Origin of the sequence: Cohnella cellulosilytica, assembly GCF_042431195.1 — a bacterium.
Taxonomy (GTDB): domain Bacteria; phylum Bacillota; class Bacilli; order Paenibacillales; family Paenibacillaceae; genus Cohnella; species Cohnella cellulosilytica.
The window spans coordinates 170006-186351 of the sequence record NZ_JBHMDN010000021.1; the positions used below are offsets into that span (position 1 = coordinate 170006).

Genomic DNA, 16346 nt, shown 5'->3' on the forward strand with positions numbered 1-16346 from the left:
AGGGGAATCAACAATGAGCGAACCAAGGGTGCTGCGCAACTTTATCGGCGGCGAATGGGTGGAATCGGCATCGGACCGGACGGAGGCGGTGCCGAATCCGGCGACGGGAGAGACGCTGGCTTATGTGCCGCTGTCGACGGCGGAGGACGTGCGGGCGGCCGTTCGGGCGGCAGCCGAAGCGTCGCGAAGATGGCGCAAGGAGCCTGTGCCGAAACGGGCGCGCATTCTGTTCAAGTACCAGCAAATTTTGGTCGCGCACTGGGAAGAGCTGGCCAGGCTGATCACGACGGAGAACGGCAAGAGCTACGGCGAGGCCTACGGGGAGGTGCTGAGGGGCATCGAATGCGTCGAGTTCGCGGCCGGAGCCCCTACGCTGATGATGGGCAGCACACTGCCGGACATCGCCACGGGCATCGAATCCTCCATGTATCGTTACCCGCTCGGCGTCGTCGGAGGCATAACGCCGTTTAATTTTCCGATGATGGTGCCGTGCTGGATGTTCCCGCTCGCGATTGCTTGCGGCAATGCGTTCGTGCTCAAGCCGTCCGAGAGAACGCCGCTGCTCGCCAATCGGCTGGCGGAGCTGCTGACGGAAGCGGGGCTGCCCGCCGGCGTATTCAACATCGTGCACGGCGCGCATGACGTCGTCAACGAGATGCTGGCGAACGAAGGCATTCACGCGATCTCGTTCGTCGGCTCGCAGCCCGTCGCCGAATACGTGTACAAGACGGGAGCGGCCAATGGTAAACGCGTGCAGGCGCTCGCCGGCGCCAAAAACCACTCGATCGTCCTGCCGGACGCCAACCTGGAGCTGGCCGTCAAAGAAATTACGAACGCCGCGTTCGGCTCCGCCGGCGAGCGGTGCATGGCCTGCTCCGTCGTCGTCGCCGTCGGCGATATCGCGGACAAGTTGGTCGAAGCGCTCCGGCGCACGGCCTCGGGCTTGCCGATCGGCAACGGAATGGAGCCCAACGTGTTTCTCGGGCCGGTCATCCGCGAATCGCACAAAGCCCGCACGCTGGGCTACATCGAGAGCGGGAAGTCGGAAGGGGCCGAACTGGTGCTGGATGGCCGGGAGGCGGAAGCGGCGCGGGGCGAGGGTTATTTTGTCGGACCGACGATTTTCGACAGGGTGAAGCCGGACATGCAAATCTGGCGGGACGAAATTTTCGCCCCGGTGCTGTCCGTCGTGCGCGTCGACACGCTGCAGGAAGCGATCGCGCTCGCGAACCGCTCCGAATTCGCCAACGGCGCCTGCCTCTATACCGACAGCTCGAGTGCGATCCGCGAGTTCCGCGATACGATCGACGCGGGGATGCTGGGCGTTAACGTGGGCGTTCCCGCACCGATGGCGTTTTTCCCGTTTTCGGGCTACAAGAAGTCGTTCTACGGCGATCTTCATGCGAACGGGCGCGACGGCGTAGAGTTTTACACGCGGAAAAAGATGGTTGTGCTTCGGTAATCCATACTAGAGAGGCGATGAAACGTAATGGCAAACTTGAGCTTGTTCGATCTTACCGGGAAAAAAGCGATCGTCACCGGGGCAAGCCGCGGGCTTGGACGGGGCATTGCGACGGCGTTGGCGACGGCGGGCGCAGAGGTGGCGATTCTCGACATCTCGGACACGGCGGCTCAGACCGCCTCCGAGCTGCAAGCGGATGGGCTGGCCGTTCACGCGGTGAAGGGCAATCTGATGGACCGCGCCGATCTGGAGCGCGGCTTCGGGGAGGCCGTTGCCGTGCTGGGCGGAACGGTCGACATTCTCGTCAACAATGCGGGCATGCACGATCGCAGAGCCTGCCTCGACCTGCCGGTCGAGAGCTGGGACCAAGTGCTGGAGCTGAATATTACCGCGGTATACCAGCTTTGCAGGCTGGCCGGCGCGATCATGGTGGAGCAGGGCAGCGGCAAAATCATCAACATGGCGTCTATGCTCAGCTTTCTGGGCGGCTTCAACGCTTCCGCTTACGCGGTGAGCAAAGCGGGCATCGCCCAATTGACGAAGTCGCTGTCCAACGAATGGGCCGGGCGAGGAGTTCAAGTAAACGCGATCGCTCCGGGCTATATGGCGACGGAGATGAACACGGATTTGCTGCAGGACGACGTGCGTCTGCCGCAGGTCAACTCGCGCATTCCGGCCGGACGCTGGGGCGGTCCGGACGACCTGGCGGGGGCCAGCGTTTTCCTCGCCTCCGCCGCCTCCGACTACGTGACCGGCGTTATTCTTCCTGTCGATGGAGGTTATTTGGCGAGATGATGGGTCCGATCGTATGGGCGGATCAGTCGGTCAAATCATGCTGACGCCAAGTGATGAAGGACAGCAGGAAAAAATTGTGCTATCATTTCAATATCAATCTATTATCCGGTCGTGAAGCACACGCCGCTCGCATTCCCGTTAGGGACTGCCGGGCGGCTTTTTGTTTTTCGGGCCGGCGACAAGGAGGGGCTGTCATTTGGAGATTGACCACGACCGGTTGTTCAAGACGCTGCTGTGCACTTTTTTCAAGGAGTTTATCGAATTGTTTTTCCCGGAGGTGGCGGAGTCGCTCGATTTCGAGCATGTCGTTTTTCTTTCCGAAGAGATCGTGACCGATTTGACGGGAGGCAGGAAAGGGCGCGTCGACCTGCTCATCGAGACGAGGCTGAAGGGGGAGGAGGCGGTCGTTCTCGTCCATCTGGAGCCGCAATCGTACTCGGAGAAGGATTCCGCCGAGCGCATGTTCATTTATGCGGCGCGCCTGTACGAGAAGTACCGCAAGCCCATCGTGCCGATCGCGGTGTTCAGTCACCGGTCGAAGGCGATCGAGCCGGATTCGTTCCGCTGGGAGCTGCCCTTCAAGGAAGTGCTGCGGTTTAATTACTACGCGCTGCAGCTTAACAAGCAGGACTGGCGGACGTTCGCGCGCTCGGACAACCCGGTGGCGGCCGCGCTGCTCAGCAGCATGGGGTATAGACGGAGGGAATGCAAAGCGGTGTATATGGCCTTTCTGCGCATGATATTCCAAAGTGAGCAGAACCCTGCTAAACTATCTTTGATAACGTTGTTGTTCGATACGTACTTGCAGGCAACCGCGATGGAACAGGCAGAGGTTGAGGCGGAATTTATCCGAACATATCCCCGGAAGGAGCGAGCGCTCGTGGAGCTGATGGGCTCGATTCAAAGAAGAGGCTACGAGAAGGGGCTTGTCGAGGGCAAGACGGAAGGCAAGATCGAAGGCAAGATCGAAGGCAAGATCGAAGTGGCGTCCCGAATGCTGGAAGAGGGCCTGCCCCTCGAGCTGATCGCCAGAGTGACGGGGCTGCCCGTTCCGGACATTGAGAAGCTGCCGCATTGAGCGGGAAAAAGACAGGAGAGATGACATGCTTGGATTCGACAAATGGTTAAACGAAGCCCCGATTACGAAACAGGATAACCGGATTCAAATCGCGGCCCCCGAGAAGACGGACTTTTTTATCAATCCGGAGAATGGCGACGTCAAAAATAATGCTCCGTTTCTATACGCGGAGGTTCAGGGGGATTTCGTGCTGCGCGCCAAAGTCAGTCACGACTTCCTCTCCAAGTATGACGGGGCCGCGCTTTTTGTGATGGACGGCGAGGACCGCTGGGCCAAGCTTTGTTATGAATATACGGATTTTAATACGTATGCGGTGGTCAGCGTCGTTACCGACGGCGTATCCGACGATGCCAACGGCGTGAATCTGATGGACAAAAGCGTATGGCTGCAGATCGGCAGGAAGGGCAATGCGTTCGCGATGCATTATTCGACGGACGGCGTTCAGTATCGGATGGTCAGAGTGTTTAATCTTAAAGCTGCGGATACGTTAAAAGCGGGCATCGTGTCGCAGTCTCCAACCGGAGAAGGCCTGATCAGCGAATTCTCCGATATCCAACTGGAGAAAACGACGATGAAAAACATTAGAGCCGGCAATTAACCGCCCTTCGCGATCGCAGTCGGGCCGCAAAGGGAAGCAAGAGTGAGCAAATTTGGCTTCTTTCGGAAAACGTTTTCTGTTAAAATGAAGGAACGTTAAGCAGGTTTGGCATGCGAGAAGAGGAGCGATGATCATGGTCAATGTGGAAGGAAAATGGGCTCTGATTACCGGAGCAAGCCGGGGCGTCGGATATCAAACCGCTATTTTCATGGCCAGGCAGGGCTGCAACTTGATCCTTCACAGCCGCAGCCTGGAGCATACCCGGAAGGTGCTTGAGGAAGCCCGCGCGTTCGGCGTCGAGGCTTACGGCGTTCAAGCCGAGCTTGCGAATTCGGAGGAAGTAACGGCGATGCTCGACGAGATCGAAGCGCGCGGAACGAAGGTCGAGATTCTGTTCAACAACGCGGCCGTTCAAATCGCTTACCGCACCGATTACTGGAGAACGCCTGTCGAAGACTTCGAGGCGAGCTTTCGGATTAACTTTATCTCGCCTGTCATGATCTGCAACCGGCTGATTCCGAAGATGATCGAGAACGGCTTCGGACGGGTCATCAATACGACCAGCGGGATCAAGAACGAGCCGGAGCAAGCCGGATACGCCGCAAGCAAAGCGGCTCTGGACAAGTTCACCAAAGATTTGGCCTCGCGTCTGGAGGGGACCGACGTAGTCATCAGCCTGAACGATCCGGGCTGGTGCCGGACCGATCTGGGCGGCCCGAACGCGCCCAACGACGTAGCCAGTGTCATTCCCGGCATCGCCGTCGGCGCTTTCGTGACGGACAAGAAAAGCGGAAGATTCCTGCCGGCGCAGAGCTTTGTCGGCATGACGCTGGAGGAAGCCGTCGCCAAGGCGGAAGCGATGGAAGCCGTTCCTTATACGATCTGAATCAAATCCTTTGCGATAAGAAGAGGCTGTCCCCTAAGCAAAGTTGCTTAAGATGATCGATAGACAAAGAAGGGGTATGTACCTCCTGGAGAATGCCTCATACGCTCCTGAAACCACCTATTAACGGGTTTATCTATTCAGGTTTCAGGAGCGTATAGCATCGGAAGGAGGTACATACCCCTTGCACCTTGTTCATCGATTATCTTTTACAGCAACTTGGTTGGCTTAGGGCACAGCCCCGGTTCCGAGTCCGATTGTTACAAGGCCATTCGCGAGCCGAGTCAGCCCGGGTCCGGAACAAGGAAGGATACGGTCGTCCCTTCGCCGGGACGACTCCGGATCGACAGACCTTGTCCATACAGCTGGATCAGTCTGCGGTTCGTATTGGCCAGACCGATTCCTTTGCCGCTGCTCCAGTCCAGCAGTCCGTTTATTTTGTCTTGAGCCATCCCGACGCCGTCGTCGGACACCTCGATCAGCGCACCGTCCTCCCGACGGACAATCCGAATGCGCACGGTCCCGCCCTGCACCTGGCTGCACACCCCATGCCGGACCGCATTTTCCACCAAAGGCTGAATCGTCAGAGGAGGCAGCGTCAGCCGCAAATCGGGATCGACCTCCCAGGCGACGTTCAGCTTGTTTTCGAACCGTTCCTTCTCGACATACAGATAAGAGCTGACGAGCTCCAGCTCGTGCGTTAGCGCGACCAGCTTGCCCGAATTGAGAAAGTCGAAGCTGATTCGCAAATACGAGATGAAGGCGTCCCCCAGTCTTTGCATCTTGGCCGGGTCCTCGTCGCTTAACGCCATGATCGAATTCAGGGCGTTAAACAGGAAGTGAGGATGGATTTGCGCCTGCAAATACGCGGCTTCCATGCGCAGCCGTTCGCTGACGGATTGCTTCAGGGCGGCCAGCGCCCGGATGCGGGATTTCAGCTCGGTCGCTTCGACCGGCTTGGTGACGTAGTCGTTGGCTCCGGCGTGGAAACCGGCCTGAATGTCGGCGGGCCCGCTGCGGGCGGTGAGCAGCAGCACCGGAAGCTCCGACATCGAGAACCGTTCCCGGATTTTCTCGGTCAGCTCGTAGCCCGACATCTGCGGCATCATAACGTCCGCCACGATCAAATCCCAGGAGCCCGAAGCAAGCCGCTCCAGCGCCTCCCGGCCCGAGGTAACCGTAGTGACGTTGTAAGGCTCGGCCGCGAGGATGCCGGCAAGAACCTTCAGGTTGACCGGATCGTCGTCCACGGCCAGAATATTCGCGTTCCCGTCCTCGAGAGCGGCCGGAGCGTCCGTCGGGAAGGGGAGCTCGTCAAGCGTTTCGGTCAAGAGGGAGGCCGCGGTTTCCCGGTAGCCTTCCCAGGCCTCATGCCGCGCCGCGTCCGGCCCGGCCTGCGGACGGACCGCCGGGAGCGCGAACCGGAAGACGGAACCGACGCCCGGCTCCGAGGTTACGGTCAGCTCGCCGCCATGCAGCTCGACCAGCTGCTTGGAAATGCTCAAGCCAAGCCCGATGCCGCCATCCTCGTTCATGCCCCGGCTTCCCTGCTCGTAAGGGAGAAAAGCTCTGCGCCGCGTCTCTTCGTCCATTCCGGCGCCGGTGTCGCTGACGCGAAGAACGACGTTCCCGTTCTCCTCCGCTGCCGATACCGTCACCGTTCCTTCATCGGTAAACTTCAACGCGTTATGGAGCAGGTTAAACAAGACTTGTACCAGTCTCTGCTCGTCGGCCATCACGTCCGGGAGCGAATCCGCAAGCTCGATTTGCAGACGTACGGGCTTGCCTTCGGCCATAAAGCGCAGCATGGCGGACACGCCGGTGACGATCGAAGCGACGGAGAGCGGCTTCTTATGCAGAACGACCCGTTTCTCCCGCAGCCTGACGACATCCAGCAGATCGTTGAGCAGGTGGGACATTCGCCGTCCGACCGTGATCAGCAAATTCATGTCCGCGAGGCTTTGTCGGCCCAGCGCCGACTTTTCCCGCTCGGCGATGTTGCTTGCGATGTTAATCATGCCATGAAGCGGGGTGCGCAGCTCGTGGGAAGTATTGGCCAGGAATTGGTCCTTCAGCTTGTCCGCTTCCCGAAGCTGAACGTTCAGCCGGGCGTTCTCCTCCGCATTCCGGAAATAGCGCTTGAACCAGAAGGCCGAGAACGCGATGAGGGCGGCGATGATATCGATCGGATAATAGACGGTCGTACTTTCCTCCCAATAGTCGATAATGCCCCAGATCACGCTGGACAGCACGCTGACGATGGCCAGGAGCAGGTAGATGACGTCGTTTTTGCGCTCCAGCAGCATTTTTACGGTCAGCCAGACGAATCCCGCCAGCGGGACCAGGTAGTAAAAGGTCGAGATTCTAAGCCAGTAGCTGAAGGTGACGAGTGTCACGTTCGCGAACAGAACAAACAGCGTGTAGACGACGGACGATCCGAAAAAGATGCGGTACGCCGCGGATTTTTCCGTTCTTCCGGAGAAAATCCTGCCCATCATCAGAATCAGCATGGACAGCCACATGTACGACAGAAGCCGGATTTTGACCATCCACGTATAATTGATCGGCAGCCAGTTGAGCAGCAGGTTTTCGTCGGAAGAGACGATCGTCAGGCAGGCGGCCAGGAGCAGCAGCGTGAAAATCAGGAATTCTTTGACCCGGCGGCTGAACGCGAACAGGATAAAGGAATACAGGGCGTGCACGAGCAGGATCGAGAAGGTGACGAGCTGGAAGCCGATCGAGTACCACCGTTCGGTATCGATGGCGTCCTGCGCGCCGATCCGGATAGACCGGGCTATTCCGCCTCTGAAGAAGTGATCGAAGTTGGCCGCTTGGATGAACAGATTGATTTCTCCGGCGCCTTTCGTCTCATAGGACAGCAAATACGTTCTCATGCTGGGAACGTAGGTTTCTTTGTCGGTGCCCACCCGGCCGAATTCGGCCGGCTTGCCGTCGTTGATCTGCACGCGCGAGGAAGCCGAGATTTCCTGAAACCAGAAGCTCAAGTCCAGATCGGGGTCCGGATCGACCAGAATGCGCAGCTTGTACGTCCCGTAGCCGTAGACGCCGTCAAAGCCGTCGAAGCCTTCTGCTTCGGCTTTCGTCCATTTTGCCGGAACCGGAATAAACCTGCGGGCGCCGTCCGGCTGCTCCGCTTCGCTGTCGCGGTCAACCAACGCCGAAGGATAGAACGACCACTCTCCGTCGAGCGGAATGGAGGGATTGGCTTTGAAGTCCCATCCCCGCATGTCGAGCGTGCCCTGCACCGGGCTCGGATGCGGGGGAGTGAAGAAAATTTCGGACCAGAACCACCTGAGTCCAAGCAGAAAGGCGAGAAACAAAAAGGCCGCCGCGGCGGATTTTAACAGTTTGGAGTTGTGAATTGGCATCATAATACCGTATTCATTCGACGTTCCCTCCCGCTTTTCCTTGTTGCCGATCCGACTTCCAATAACAACTGCATTTCCCCGGAAAAGATTGTATAGTGGAAGATGAACCGATTAACGCAAGGGAGGCCAATATGTCGATATCGCTTGTGGTGCTTCAAGGGCCTAGCGCCTCCGGCAAAAGCACGATCCAGTCGCGGCTCGGCTTGCCCCGAATCGTGACGTGGACCTCTCGTCCGCCCCGCGAAGGGGAAGTCGACGGGACGGATTATTTCTTCAAAAGCCGTTCGGAGATGGAGCTTTTGTACGAACGGGGACAGATGGTCGAGATGACCGAATATCACGGCAACTTGTACGGTACGCCGCTGCAGCTCGTCGAAGACATCGTTCGCGGGGGGCTGGCGCGTTCCGTCATCTTGGATAAAGCCGGCGCGGGAAGGCTGAGGGAACTGTTCCGCGACCGCACGCTGCTGATCGGCGTGAAGTCGGACCTGGAGGATTGCCGAAGAAGGCTTGCTTCGCGGGGGCACGGCTCCGAGGAGATTCGCGCGAGGCTCAGCTCTTACGACGAGGAGATCGCGGCATTGGCCGCATGCGACCTGATTCTCAACAATACGGACGGCAATCTGGGCAAAATCGATCTGCTGGCAGATTTCATTCGGGAAGGATTGAGGAAAAGCGATGGCGCATCACTACGACCCGATCACGCTTGAATACGTCCGCGAACAGGCGGAGCTGGTGCGGGAGCTGGATTTCCGTCTGCACCCCGGCGAATCCGCCGAGCGGGGCCGGGACGAGTACTCGCGAGATTATGCACGAATTCTGTATTCGGCCTCCTTCCGCAGATTGCAAGGGAAGATGCAGCTGCTCGGAGTGGACCAGCATCATTTTATCCGCAATCGCCTGACGCACAGCATGGAGGTGGCGCAGATCGCCCGGGGCATCGCTCTGGATATGGGCCTCGAAAACACGTTCGTTGCCGAAGCGTGCGCGCTGGCTCACGATCTCGGCAATCCTCCGATCGGCCACCACGGCGAGACGGTGCTGAACGAGTTGGTCGGCAACATCGGGGGATTCGAGGGGAACGCCCAGACCCTGCGCATTTTGCGCAAGCTGGAGAAGAAGCATCATGCCTACCGCGGCCTGAATCTGACCTTCCGAACGCAGCTGGGCGTGGTCAAGTATTTCCAGAGACATGACGGCGGGAAAAACAAGAAATTCATCTATGACGAGGATTACGACGGGATTATCCAGGTATTAGAGGAGCGCGGCATTCGGATGGAACCGGTGCGGACGATCGATATGCAGATGATGGACCTGGCCGACGAGATCGCTTATGCGGCTCACGACTTGGAGGACTGCCTCAGCCAGAATCTGTTTACGATCGACGATCTGCTGTACGAGTTTCATATTGACGACAAATACGAGTCGGCTTACGGCGAGCTGGAGCGGATCGTCCGGGACTGCCGGGAGTTTGCTTACAAAGGCCGGCATCTCGGCTCGTCGGAGGAGTATTCCTTCCTGTTCCGCAAGGAGCTCACGTCCGTCATCGTCAATCGGCTCATTCGCGACATTCATTACGACCCGGCGAAAAACCGGCTGGATTACAAGGAATACGGAGCGCTGGCCCGCGGGCTGAAAAAGCTCGTGTTCCTCCTGATTATGCGCCGCCCCTCGGTTCAATTGTACGAGAAACGGGGAGAGAAGGTTTTGCGCGGCCTGTTCCAGGTGTTCGCCGACGAGCGGACCAACGCCGATCTTAAGCTGCTTCCGCCGGAGTACCGGATGTTCGCCGACGAGGCCGAGCGGCTGCGGAACGTGGCGGATTTCATCTCCGGCATGATGGATCAATTCGCGATGCACGAATACGAGAAGTATTACGGAGCGGGAGAACTGAACCGGCTCGTCTGAGCCGGTGCCGCGCGGAAGCGGACTTATGCCGTTGCTCGGGCAATCCCGCGATGCCGCGCGATCCGGGCGAGGGGACGTTACTGGCGATAAGGAGGAAATCCCGGTGGAGAGGGAGTTCGATGCGATCGTGGTCGGGGCGGGACTCGCCGGTCTGGCCGCCGCGGCCGAGCTGGCCGACAAGGGAAAGAGAACGCTGCTGCTCGATCAGGAGCCGGAAGCGTCGCTCGGAGGGCAGGCGTGGTGGTCGTTCGGCGGGTTGTTTCTGGTCGATTCTCCGGAGCAGCGGAGGCTTGGCGTCAAAGACTCGAAGGAGCTGGCCTGGCAGGACTGGATGGGCTCCGCGGGCTTCGACAGAACGGACGAGGATCATTGGGGCCGGAAGTGGGCGGAAGCCTACGTCGATTTCGCCTCCGGCGAGAAGAGAGCCTGGCTTCACGGCATGGGCGTGCGCTTCTTTCCGATTGTCGGCTGGGCCGAGCGGGGAGGCTACTTGGCGGAAGGGCACGGCAATTCCGTACCCCGGTTCCATATCGTATGGGGGACGGGACCGGCCATCGTCGCGCCGTTCGAACGGCGCGTCCGCGAACATCGCAGCGGCGGACGGCTCGTCTATCTGCCCCGCCATCGCGTCGACCGCCTGATTCGCCGGCAGGGCGCGGTCGTTGGTGTAAGCGGTTCCGTACTTGTCGCGAGCGATGCGGCCAGAGGAGAAGCCAGCTCGCGCGAGGTGGTCGGCGACTTCGAATACCATGCGGGAGCGGTACTGGTCACAAGCGGAGGCATCGGCGGCAACCCCGATCTCGTCCGGGCGAACTGGCCGGACCGGCTCGGCCGGCCTCCCGAGCGGATGCTGTCCGGCGTTCCCGCCCATGTGGACGGCCGGATGCTCGGCATTGCCGAGGAGGCCGGAGGCCGTCTCGTGAACCGGGATCGGATGTGGCATTATACGGAGGGCATACGCAACTGGAACCCGATCTGGCCGGGCCACGGCATTCGCATTCTCCCGGGGCCGTCTTCGTTATGGCTCGACGCCGGGGGCAGGAGGCTGCCGGCGCCCAACTTCCCCGGCTTCGACACGCTGGGCACGCTGGAGACGCTGCGTCGCACCGGCTACGATTACTCCTGGTTTATTCTGACGCAGAAGATTATCGAGAAGGAGTTCGCGCTCTCCGGCTCGGAGCAAAATCCGGACCTGACGGGCAAGAGCGTCAGACAGGTGCTGTCCCGGGTGCTTCCCGGACCGACCGCGCCCGTTCAGGCTTTCCTGGACAAGGGCGAGGATTTCGTCGTGGCCGGCAATCTGGCGGAGCTGGTGGCTGGAATGAACAGGCTGACCGGAGAAGGGCTGCTCAGCTTCGAAGAGATCGAGAGGCAGGTGCTGGCGCGGGATCGGGAGATGGACAATGCGTTCACGAAGGATCTGCAGATTACCGCGCTGCGTGGGGCGCGTCATTACAAAGGCGACAAATTCATACGCGTGGCGCGTCCGCACAAGCTGCTCGACCCGAAGAGCGGCCCGCTGATCGCCGTAAGATTGCATATCGTCAGCCGCAAGACGCTGGGCGGTCTGCAGACCGATCTGTCCGGGCGGGTGCTCGGCGCGGACGGCGCGCCGGTTCCCGGGCTTTACGCCGCCGGCGAGGCTTCCGGGTTCGGGGGCGGCGGAATGCACGGCTACCGCGCGCTGGAAGGCACCTTCCTCGGCGGCTGTCTCTTCTCGGGCCGAACGGCGGGACGGGCGGCTGCGGAAGGGATCGGATAGACCGGGAGGACTTGTTCGTAGAGCCGGATACAGTCGGAGAAGAATGCATCAATAGGAGGGGGATTCATGGAAAACCATCCTTCATCGCTGCGCCTGCAGCCCATCGTCGAGACTATCGTTTCTTCTATTGAACATCGTTTAACGGGTCGGGCCGAGCCCTTGGTAGTCTCGCTGGATGGCGGAAGCGGGGCCGGCAAATCTACGCTGGCTGCACGGGCTGCTGAGCGTCTGGGGGCGACGGTCGTTCAGTGCGACTACTTTTTCGATGCGACGATTACCGATGCGCAATGGGATTCTTTTCCGGTGGAAAAGAAGTGTCATCTCTGCATTAATTGGCAGCGTATGCGCAATGAAGCCTTATTGCCGCTATTGGCAGGCAAGGAAGCGCGATATCGTCCTTTTTCTTTTTCAACGGGGAACGGACTGGCCTCGTACGAGGTTGCGCTGCAGCCTGCAAAGGTCATTATCCTCGACGGGATTTACAGCTCTCTTCCCGAGATGCTCGATGTCGTGGACCTGTCGATTCTTGTAGACGCATCGCCCGAGCTTCGCCGCCATAGACACAATATTAGGGAAGGGACGGATGATGCGGAATGGCATCGCAGATGGGATGAAGTCGAGGACTATTATTTTTCGGTCCTGCGGCCGCCGGCATCCTACCATTTAATCGTGTCCAATGCTTAGTCAGCGTCTACTGCGCGAAGGGTCGCGCTAATTCCACAACCGAGCCCGCCATCGTCAACAAACGAGGGCAATATTTTTCAAAAAAACGTTTGCTTCTCCTCGGTCTTTCTGTTATCTTTGATATTAATAAATTGTTATTATCAAAACACTACAAAGAGATGCGTGCCTCATGGGGATGCGGGAGAGCAGACGGAGGGATACGAGATGAGAAAGCTGTGGGGCAGTTGGAACGTCTACGAAATCGTTTGGCTGGCTCTGTTTTCGGGAGTTGCAATCGTTTTGACGGTTATTATGAAGGATACGGTTTTCGGATTTACGGTGTTTCTGACCGGCGTTCTCTGCGTCGTGCTGGCGGCCAAAGGCAACCTGATGACCTACGTGTTCGGAATGTACAATACGTTCGGTTACGCTTATCTGGCTTACACGAACGGGCTGTTCGGCGAGGTGGGGTTGAACCTGCTGTTCTTCGCGCCAATGAACGTGGTCGGTTTCTTGATGTGGAGGAAGCATATCGGCAATGATCAGCAGGTCAGCATGCGGCGGCTGGACGCCAGAGGTCTGGCGATTGTGGCGGTGATCTGCGCGGCGGGCAGCGCCGCTCTCGGATACGGCCTGTCGCTGATCGAAGGACAGAACTCGCCTTACATTGACGCGCTGACGACCGTGTTGTCGATCGTGGCGACGCTGCTCATGGTTAGAAGGTATAAGGAGCAATGGCTCGTCTACATTGTGCTGAATATTTTCACCGTGCTGCTGTGGGTGATCCGAACGGCGGACGGAAGTCCGGACGGCATGCTGATGATCGTGATGTGGAGCGCGTATCTGGTCAATGCGATCTACGGCTATTACACCTGGAATAAAGGGGCAAGGGAGGCGCACGCATGAAAACGTTGGGGTTAACGCTGGGCAAATTCGCTCCGCTGCACAAGGGGCATCAATATATGATCGAGACGGCTTTGCGCGAGGTCGACGAGCTGATCGTGGTCATCTACGAGACGGACGTGATGCCGGTTCCGCTGCAGGTCCGCGCCGCCTGGATTCGCAAGTTATACCCTTCCGTCAGGGTGATCGAGGCGTGGGACGGGCCGGACGGCTACTCCAACGATCGGGAGCATGAGATTCGCGAGGAGCGGTACATTCTCGGGCTGCTGAACGGCGAGCGGGTGACGCATTTCTATTCCAGCGAGTTTTACGGCGAGCATATGAGCAAGGCGCTGGGCGCGATCGATCGTCGGGTGGACGAGGCGCGCGGCGTCGTACCGATCTCGGCGACGATGGTTCGCTCCGATCCGCACAAATACCGGGAGTTCGTCAGCGATGTCGTCTATCGGGACTTGATTGTAAAGGTTGTGTTCGTAGGGGCGATGTCGACGGGAAAATCCACGCTTACCGAGGCGCTGGCGGAGCGGTACGGAACGACATTTGCAAGCGAATACGGCCGGGATTACTGGACGGAGCATCAAGTGGACCGCCGGATCGGTCTGGCGGCCTTCGACGAGATCGCGATCGGCCATCTCGAACGGGAGGAGCGGGCGCTGCTGGAAGCCAATCGCTACTTGTTCGTGGACACCAATGCGATTACGACCTATATGTACGCGCTCGATTATCACGGCCGCGCGCCGGAGCTGCTTACCCGGATCGCTCTGGAGAACGCGCAGCGATACGACCTGTTTTTCCTGTGCGACGACGATATTCCGTACGACGATACGTGGGACCGGAGCGGGGATCAGAAGCGCCACGTGTTCCATAAGCAGATCATCGCGGATTTGAAGCAGCGCCAAATCCCTTACATTACGCTGAGGGGCGGCTTGGAGGAGCGGATGAGCAAGATCGACGAGGTGTTGGCCAGGTTTAAGCCTTACGGCAACTTTTTCGGAGAGCTTGGCGGAAGAGGCTGACGCAGGGCGGTTGCGGGGGATAGGGACCAGATAGGAATCAGGAGGAATAGCGGTCTGATGGGATAGAGAGCAGATAGGATAGGGTCAGGTGAAGCAGGGTTCGAATGGGATAGGCCTCGGATAAAAAATGGGCGGAGGATCAACGATGGATGTGCGGGATCGCGACGGTTTGACGGAGCGGGAGTTTCTGGAACGGTACAGCGCCGGCGACTACGAGCGGCCTTCGGTGGCGGCGGATATGGTGATCTTCACCGTGACGGACGAGGAAGAGGACAATTACCGCAAGCTTCCGGAGAAGGAGCTGAGGGTTCTGCTCATCCAGCGCGGCGGGCACCCGTATCTGGGCCGCTGGGCGCTGCCGGGCGGATTCGTCCGCCCCGACGAGACGACGGAGCAGGCCGCGCAGCGGGAGCTGCGCGAGGAGACGGGCGTGGACAACGTCTATCTGGAGCAGCTGTACACCTTCAGCGATATCGGGCGCGATCCCCGGACATGGGTGATGAGCTGCTCGTATATGGCGCTGATCGATGCGGGCAAAGTGCGGATTCGGGCGGGGGACGATGCGGCGAACGCCGCTTGGTTCAAGGCGACTTACCGGCTTCTGGAGGAAGGGAAGGAGCCGCTTGAAGACGGCGGATATGTGAGAACGCAGCGGCACGAGCTTGGACTGGTCTCCGAGCACGGCGAGCTGACCGCGGTTGTGGAGCGGGCGCAGACGGTAACCGAGACGGCTTCCAAGACCGTGTATACCGTCGTATCGAATGACGGCCTGGCGTTCGATCACGCCCAAATTATCGCGTACGCGATTGAACGGCTGCGGGGCAAGGTGAACTATACGGATATCGCGCTGCATTTGATGCCGAAGCTGTTTACGCTGACGGAGCTGCAGCAGGTGTACGAGGTCATTCTGGATAAGGAGCTGCTGAAGCCCGCCTTCCGGCGCAAAGTGGCCGACCTCGTCGCCGAGACGGACTATTATACGGAAAACGCCGGTCATCGTCCGTCCCGTTTGTATCGCAGAAATTTGGGGGGATACGAATGAATCGCAAAGAGATCGCGCATGAGACTGTGCGCGTAATGGAGCAGGGCTGGTATGAATACGAAGGACGACGGATTGACTTCTCGGCGCAGCAGAAGCGTTCCGAGGAAGCCAGCGTGTTGATCTCCCCGGAGCAAGGGCGCGAGAGGGAAAGCCGCGTGCAGAATCCGGAGGTCAGGTCGGGGAAGGGACGGCGTTCCGTTGCCAACGAACCGACGGTTAAGGCGATTCTGGATTTCGCGCAGGCCGGCAAGCCACGCGTTGGCGTTCTGAATTTTGCCAGCGCCAAAAATCCCGGAGGAGGCTTCCTGAACGGAGCCATGGCGCAGGAGGAAAGCCTGGCCGTCTCCGGCGGACTGTACGGGACGCTGCTGCGCAACGAACAATACTACAAGGCCAACCGTGCTTGCTCGTCCATGATGTATACCGACTATGCCATCTACTCCCCCGACGTTGTTTTTTTCCGGGATGAACGCTTTGAATTGCTGCAGGCTCCGGTGACGGCCTCAGTGCTGACGCTGCCTGCGGTCAACTACGGTCAAGTGCTGCTCAAGGGAGAGGACGCGGGCAAGGCGGAGCGGACGATGAAGGATCGGATGCGGCTGGCATTGGCGATTTTCGCTTCTATGGGAGATATTAATCTGATTCTCGGAGCCTATGGCTGCGGCGTGTTCCGCAATGACCCGTTCAAGGTGGCCGATTGGTGGAAAGAGCTTCTGGATTCGGAAGGGTACGGTGCGCTGTTCGCGGAAATTCGTTTTGCCGTGCTGGATGCCAAGGACGGAAAATGCATAAGTGCCTTCGAGCGGGAGTTCGGTTAGGGATTTATCGAGCCAGGTCGCTCCAAACA

14 protein-coding genes are annotated in these 16346 nt (G+C 59.0%); 13 read left to right on the forward strand and 1 reads right to left on the reverse strand.

The genetic code is table 11. The features are described from left to right. Positions 1 to 13 precede the first annotated feature (13 nt). The 5 genes from ACFFT4_RS17325 (at position 14) to ACFFT4_RS17345 (ending at position 4819) form a co-directional block, all read left to right on the forward strand. Positions 14 to 1462: a CoA-acylating methylmalonate-semialdehyde dehydrogenase gene (locus ACFFT4_RS17325; protein WP_378049727.1), complete on the forward strand. Its 1449-nt coding sequence runs from the start codon at positions 14 to 16 to the stop codon at positions 1460 to 1462. A 27-nt stretch (positions 1463 to 1489) separates the two neighbouring features. Further along, complete coding sequence (locus ACFFT4_RS17330; RefSeq protein ID WP_378049728.1) at positions 1490 to 2257, forward strand: SDR family oxidoreductase; 768 nt, start codon at positions 1490 to 1492, stop codon at positions 2255 to 2257. Positions 2258 to 2453: 196 nt separating this feature from the next. Then, positions 2454 to 3335, forward strand: a complete 882-nt coding sequence (locus ACFFT4_RS17335) for an Rpn family recombination-promoting nuclease/putative transposase (protein WP_378049730.1) — start codon at positions 2454 to 2456, stop codon at positions 3333 to 3335. 25 nt (positions 3336 to 3360) lie between these two features. Further along, a complete protein-coding gene (locus ACFFT4_RS17340; RefSeq protein ID WP_378049732.1) occupies positions 3361 to 3933 on the forward strand; it encodes a DUF1349 domain-containing protein in 573 nt (190 codons plus the stop codon). 133 nt (positions 3934 to 4066) lie between these two features. Then, positions 4067 to 4819, forward strand: coding sequence for an SDR family NAD(P)-dependent oxidoreductase (locus ACFFT4_RS17345; RefSeq protein WP_378049734.1), 753 nt, complete (start codon positions 4067 to 4069; stop codon positions 4817 to 4819). Positions 4820 to 5100: 281 nt separating this feature from the next. On the opposite strand, the gene ACFFT4_RS17350 is transcribed toward ACFFT4_RS17345, so the two are convergent. After that, positions 5101 to 8208 (reverse strand): hybrid sensor histidine kinase/response regulator, encoded by a 3108-nt coding sequence (locus ACFFT4_RS17350; protein WP_378049736.1) that lies wholly within the window; start codon positions 8206 to 8208, stop codon positions 5101 to 5103. 128 nt (positions 8209 to 8336) lie between these two features. On the opposite strand from ACFFT4_RS17350, the gene ACFFT4_RS17355 reads away from it, so the two are divergent. The 8 genes from ACFFT4_RS17355 (at position 8337) to ACFFT4_RS17390 (ending at position 16317) form a co-directional block, all read left to right on the forward strand. Then, a complete protein-coding gene (locus tag ACFFT4_RS17355) occupies positions 8337 to 8915 on the forward strand; it encodes a guanylate kinase (RefSeq protein ID WP_378049737.1) in 579 nt (192 codons plus the stop codon). Then, the gene (locus tag ACFFT4_RS17360; protein WP_378049739.1) at positions 8884 to 10113 is read left to right on the forward strand and encodes a deoxyguanosinetriphosphate triphosphohydrolase family protein; all 1230 of its coding nucleotides are present in this window, start codon (positions 8884 to 8886) and stop codon (positions 10111 to 10113) included. The genes ACFFT4_RS17355 and ACFFT4_RS17360 overlap by 32 nt, the downstream gene beginning before the upstream one ends. 103 nt (positions 10114 to 10216) lie before the next feature. After that, positions 10217 to 11875 carry an FAD-binding dehydrogenase gene (locus ACFFT4_RS17365; RefSeq protein WP_378049741.1) on the forward strand — a complete coding sequence of 553 codons (1659 nt, stop codon included), beginning with the start codon at positions 10217 to 10219 and terminating at the stop codon, positions 11873 to 11875. Between the two features lie 66 nt (positions 11876 to 11941). After that, positions 11942 to 12559 (forward strand): uridine kinase family protein, encoded by a 618-nt coding sequence (locus ACFFT4_RS17370; protein ID WP_378049743.1) that lies wholly within the window; start codon positions 11942 to 11944, stop codon positions 12557 to 12559. 204 nt (positions 12560 to 12763) lie between these two features. Further along, on the forward strand, positions 12764 to 13444 hold the full coding sequence (pnuC, locus tag ACFFT4_RS17375) for a nicotinamide riboside transporter PnuC (protein WP_378049745.1): 681 nt from the start codon (positions 12764 to 12766) through the stop codon (positions 13442 to 13444). Continuing rightward, positions 13441 to 14457 carry an AAA family ATPase gene (locus tag ACFFT4_RS17380; protein WP_378049747.1) on the forward strand — a complete coding sequence of 339 codons (1017 nt, stop codon included), beginning with the start codon at positions 13441 to 13443 and terminating at the stop codon, positions 14455 to 14457. The genes pnuC and ACFFT4_RS17380 overlap by 4 nt, the downstream gene beginning before the upstream one ends. 145 nt (positions 14458 to 14602) lie before the next feature. Continuing rightward, a complete protein-coding gene (locus tag ACFFT4_RS17385; protein WP_378049749.1) occupies positions 14603 to 15499 on the forward strand; it encodes an NUDIX hydrolase in 897 nt (298 codons plus the stop codon). After that, positions 15496 to 16317 carry a TIGR02452 family protein gene (locus ACFFT4_RS17390; RefSeq protein WP_378049751.1) on the forward strand — a complete coding sequence of 274 codons (822 nt, stop codon included), beginning with the start codon at positions 15496 to 15498 and terminating at the stop codon, positions 16315 to 16317. Before ACFFT4_RS17385 ends, ACFFT4_RS17390 begins: the two co-directional genes overlap by 4 nt. Positions 16318 to 16346 lie beyond the last annotated feature (29 nt).

Bases quoted from the DNA above. Each gene is read 5' to 3' on its own strand.
- ACFFT4_RS17325 (WP_378049727.1), top strand. From the start codon at position 14: ATGAGCGAACCAAGGGTGCTGCGCAACTTTATCGGCGGCGAATGGGTG.
- ACFFT4_RS17330 (WP_378049728.1), top strand. From the start codon at position 1,490: ATGGCAAACTTGAGCTTGTTCGATCTTACCGGGAAAAAAGCGATCGTC.
- ACFFT4_RS17340 (WP_378049732.1), top strand. From the start codon at position 3,361: ATGCTTGGATTCGACAAATGGTTAAACGAAGCCCCGATTACGAAACAG.
- ACFFT4_RS17345 (WP_378049734.1), top strand. From the start codon at position 4,067: ATGGTCAATGTGGAAGGAAAATGGGCTCTGATTACCGGAGCAAGCCGG.
- ACFFT4_RS17350 (WP_378049736.1), bottom strand. From the start codon at position 8,208: ATGATGCCAATTCACAACTCCAAACTGTTAAAATCCGCCGCGGCGGCC.
- ACFFT4_RS17355 (WP_378049737.1), top strand. From the start codon at position 8,337: ATGTCGATATCGCTTGTGGTGCTTCAAGGGCCTAGCGCCTCCGGCAAA.
- ACFFT4_RS17360 (WP_378049739.1), top strand. From the start codon at position 8,884: ATGGCGCATCACTACGACCCGATCACGCTTGAATACGTCCGCGAACAG.
- ACFFT4_RS17370 (WP_378049743.1), top strand. From the start codon at position 11,942: ATGGAAAACCATCCTTCATCGCTGCGCCTGCAGCCCATCGTCGAGACT.
- pnuC (WP_378049745.1), top strand. From the start codon at position 12,764: ATGAGAAAGCTGTGGGGCAGTTGGAACGTCTACGAAATCGTTTGGCTG.
- ACFFT4_RS17380 (WP_378049747.1), top strand. From the start codon at position 13,441: ATGAAAACGTTGGGGTTAACGCTGGGCAAATTCGCTCCGCTGCACAAG.
- ACFFT4_RS17385 (WP_378049749.1), top strand. From the start codon at position 14,603: ATGGATGTGCGGGATCGCGACGGTTTGACGGAGCGGGAGTTTCTGGAA.
- ACFFT4_RS17390 (WP_378049751.1), top strand. From the start codon at position 15,496: ATGAATCGCAAAGAGATCGCGCATGAGACTGTGCGCGTAATGGAGCAG.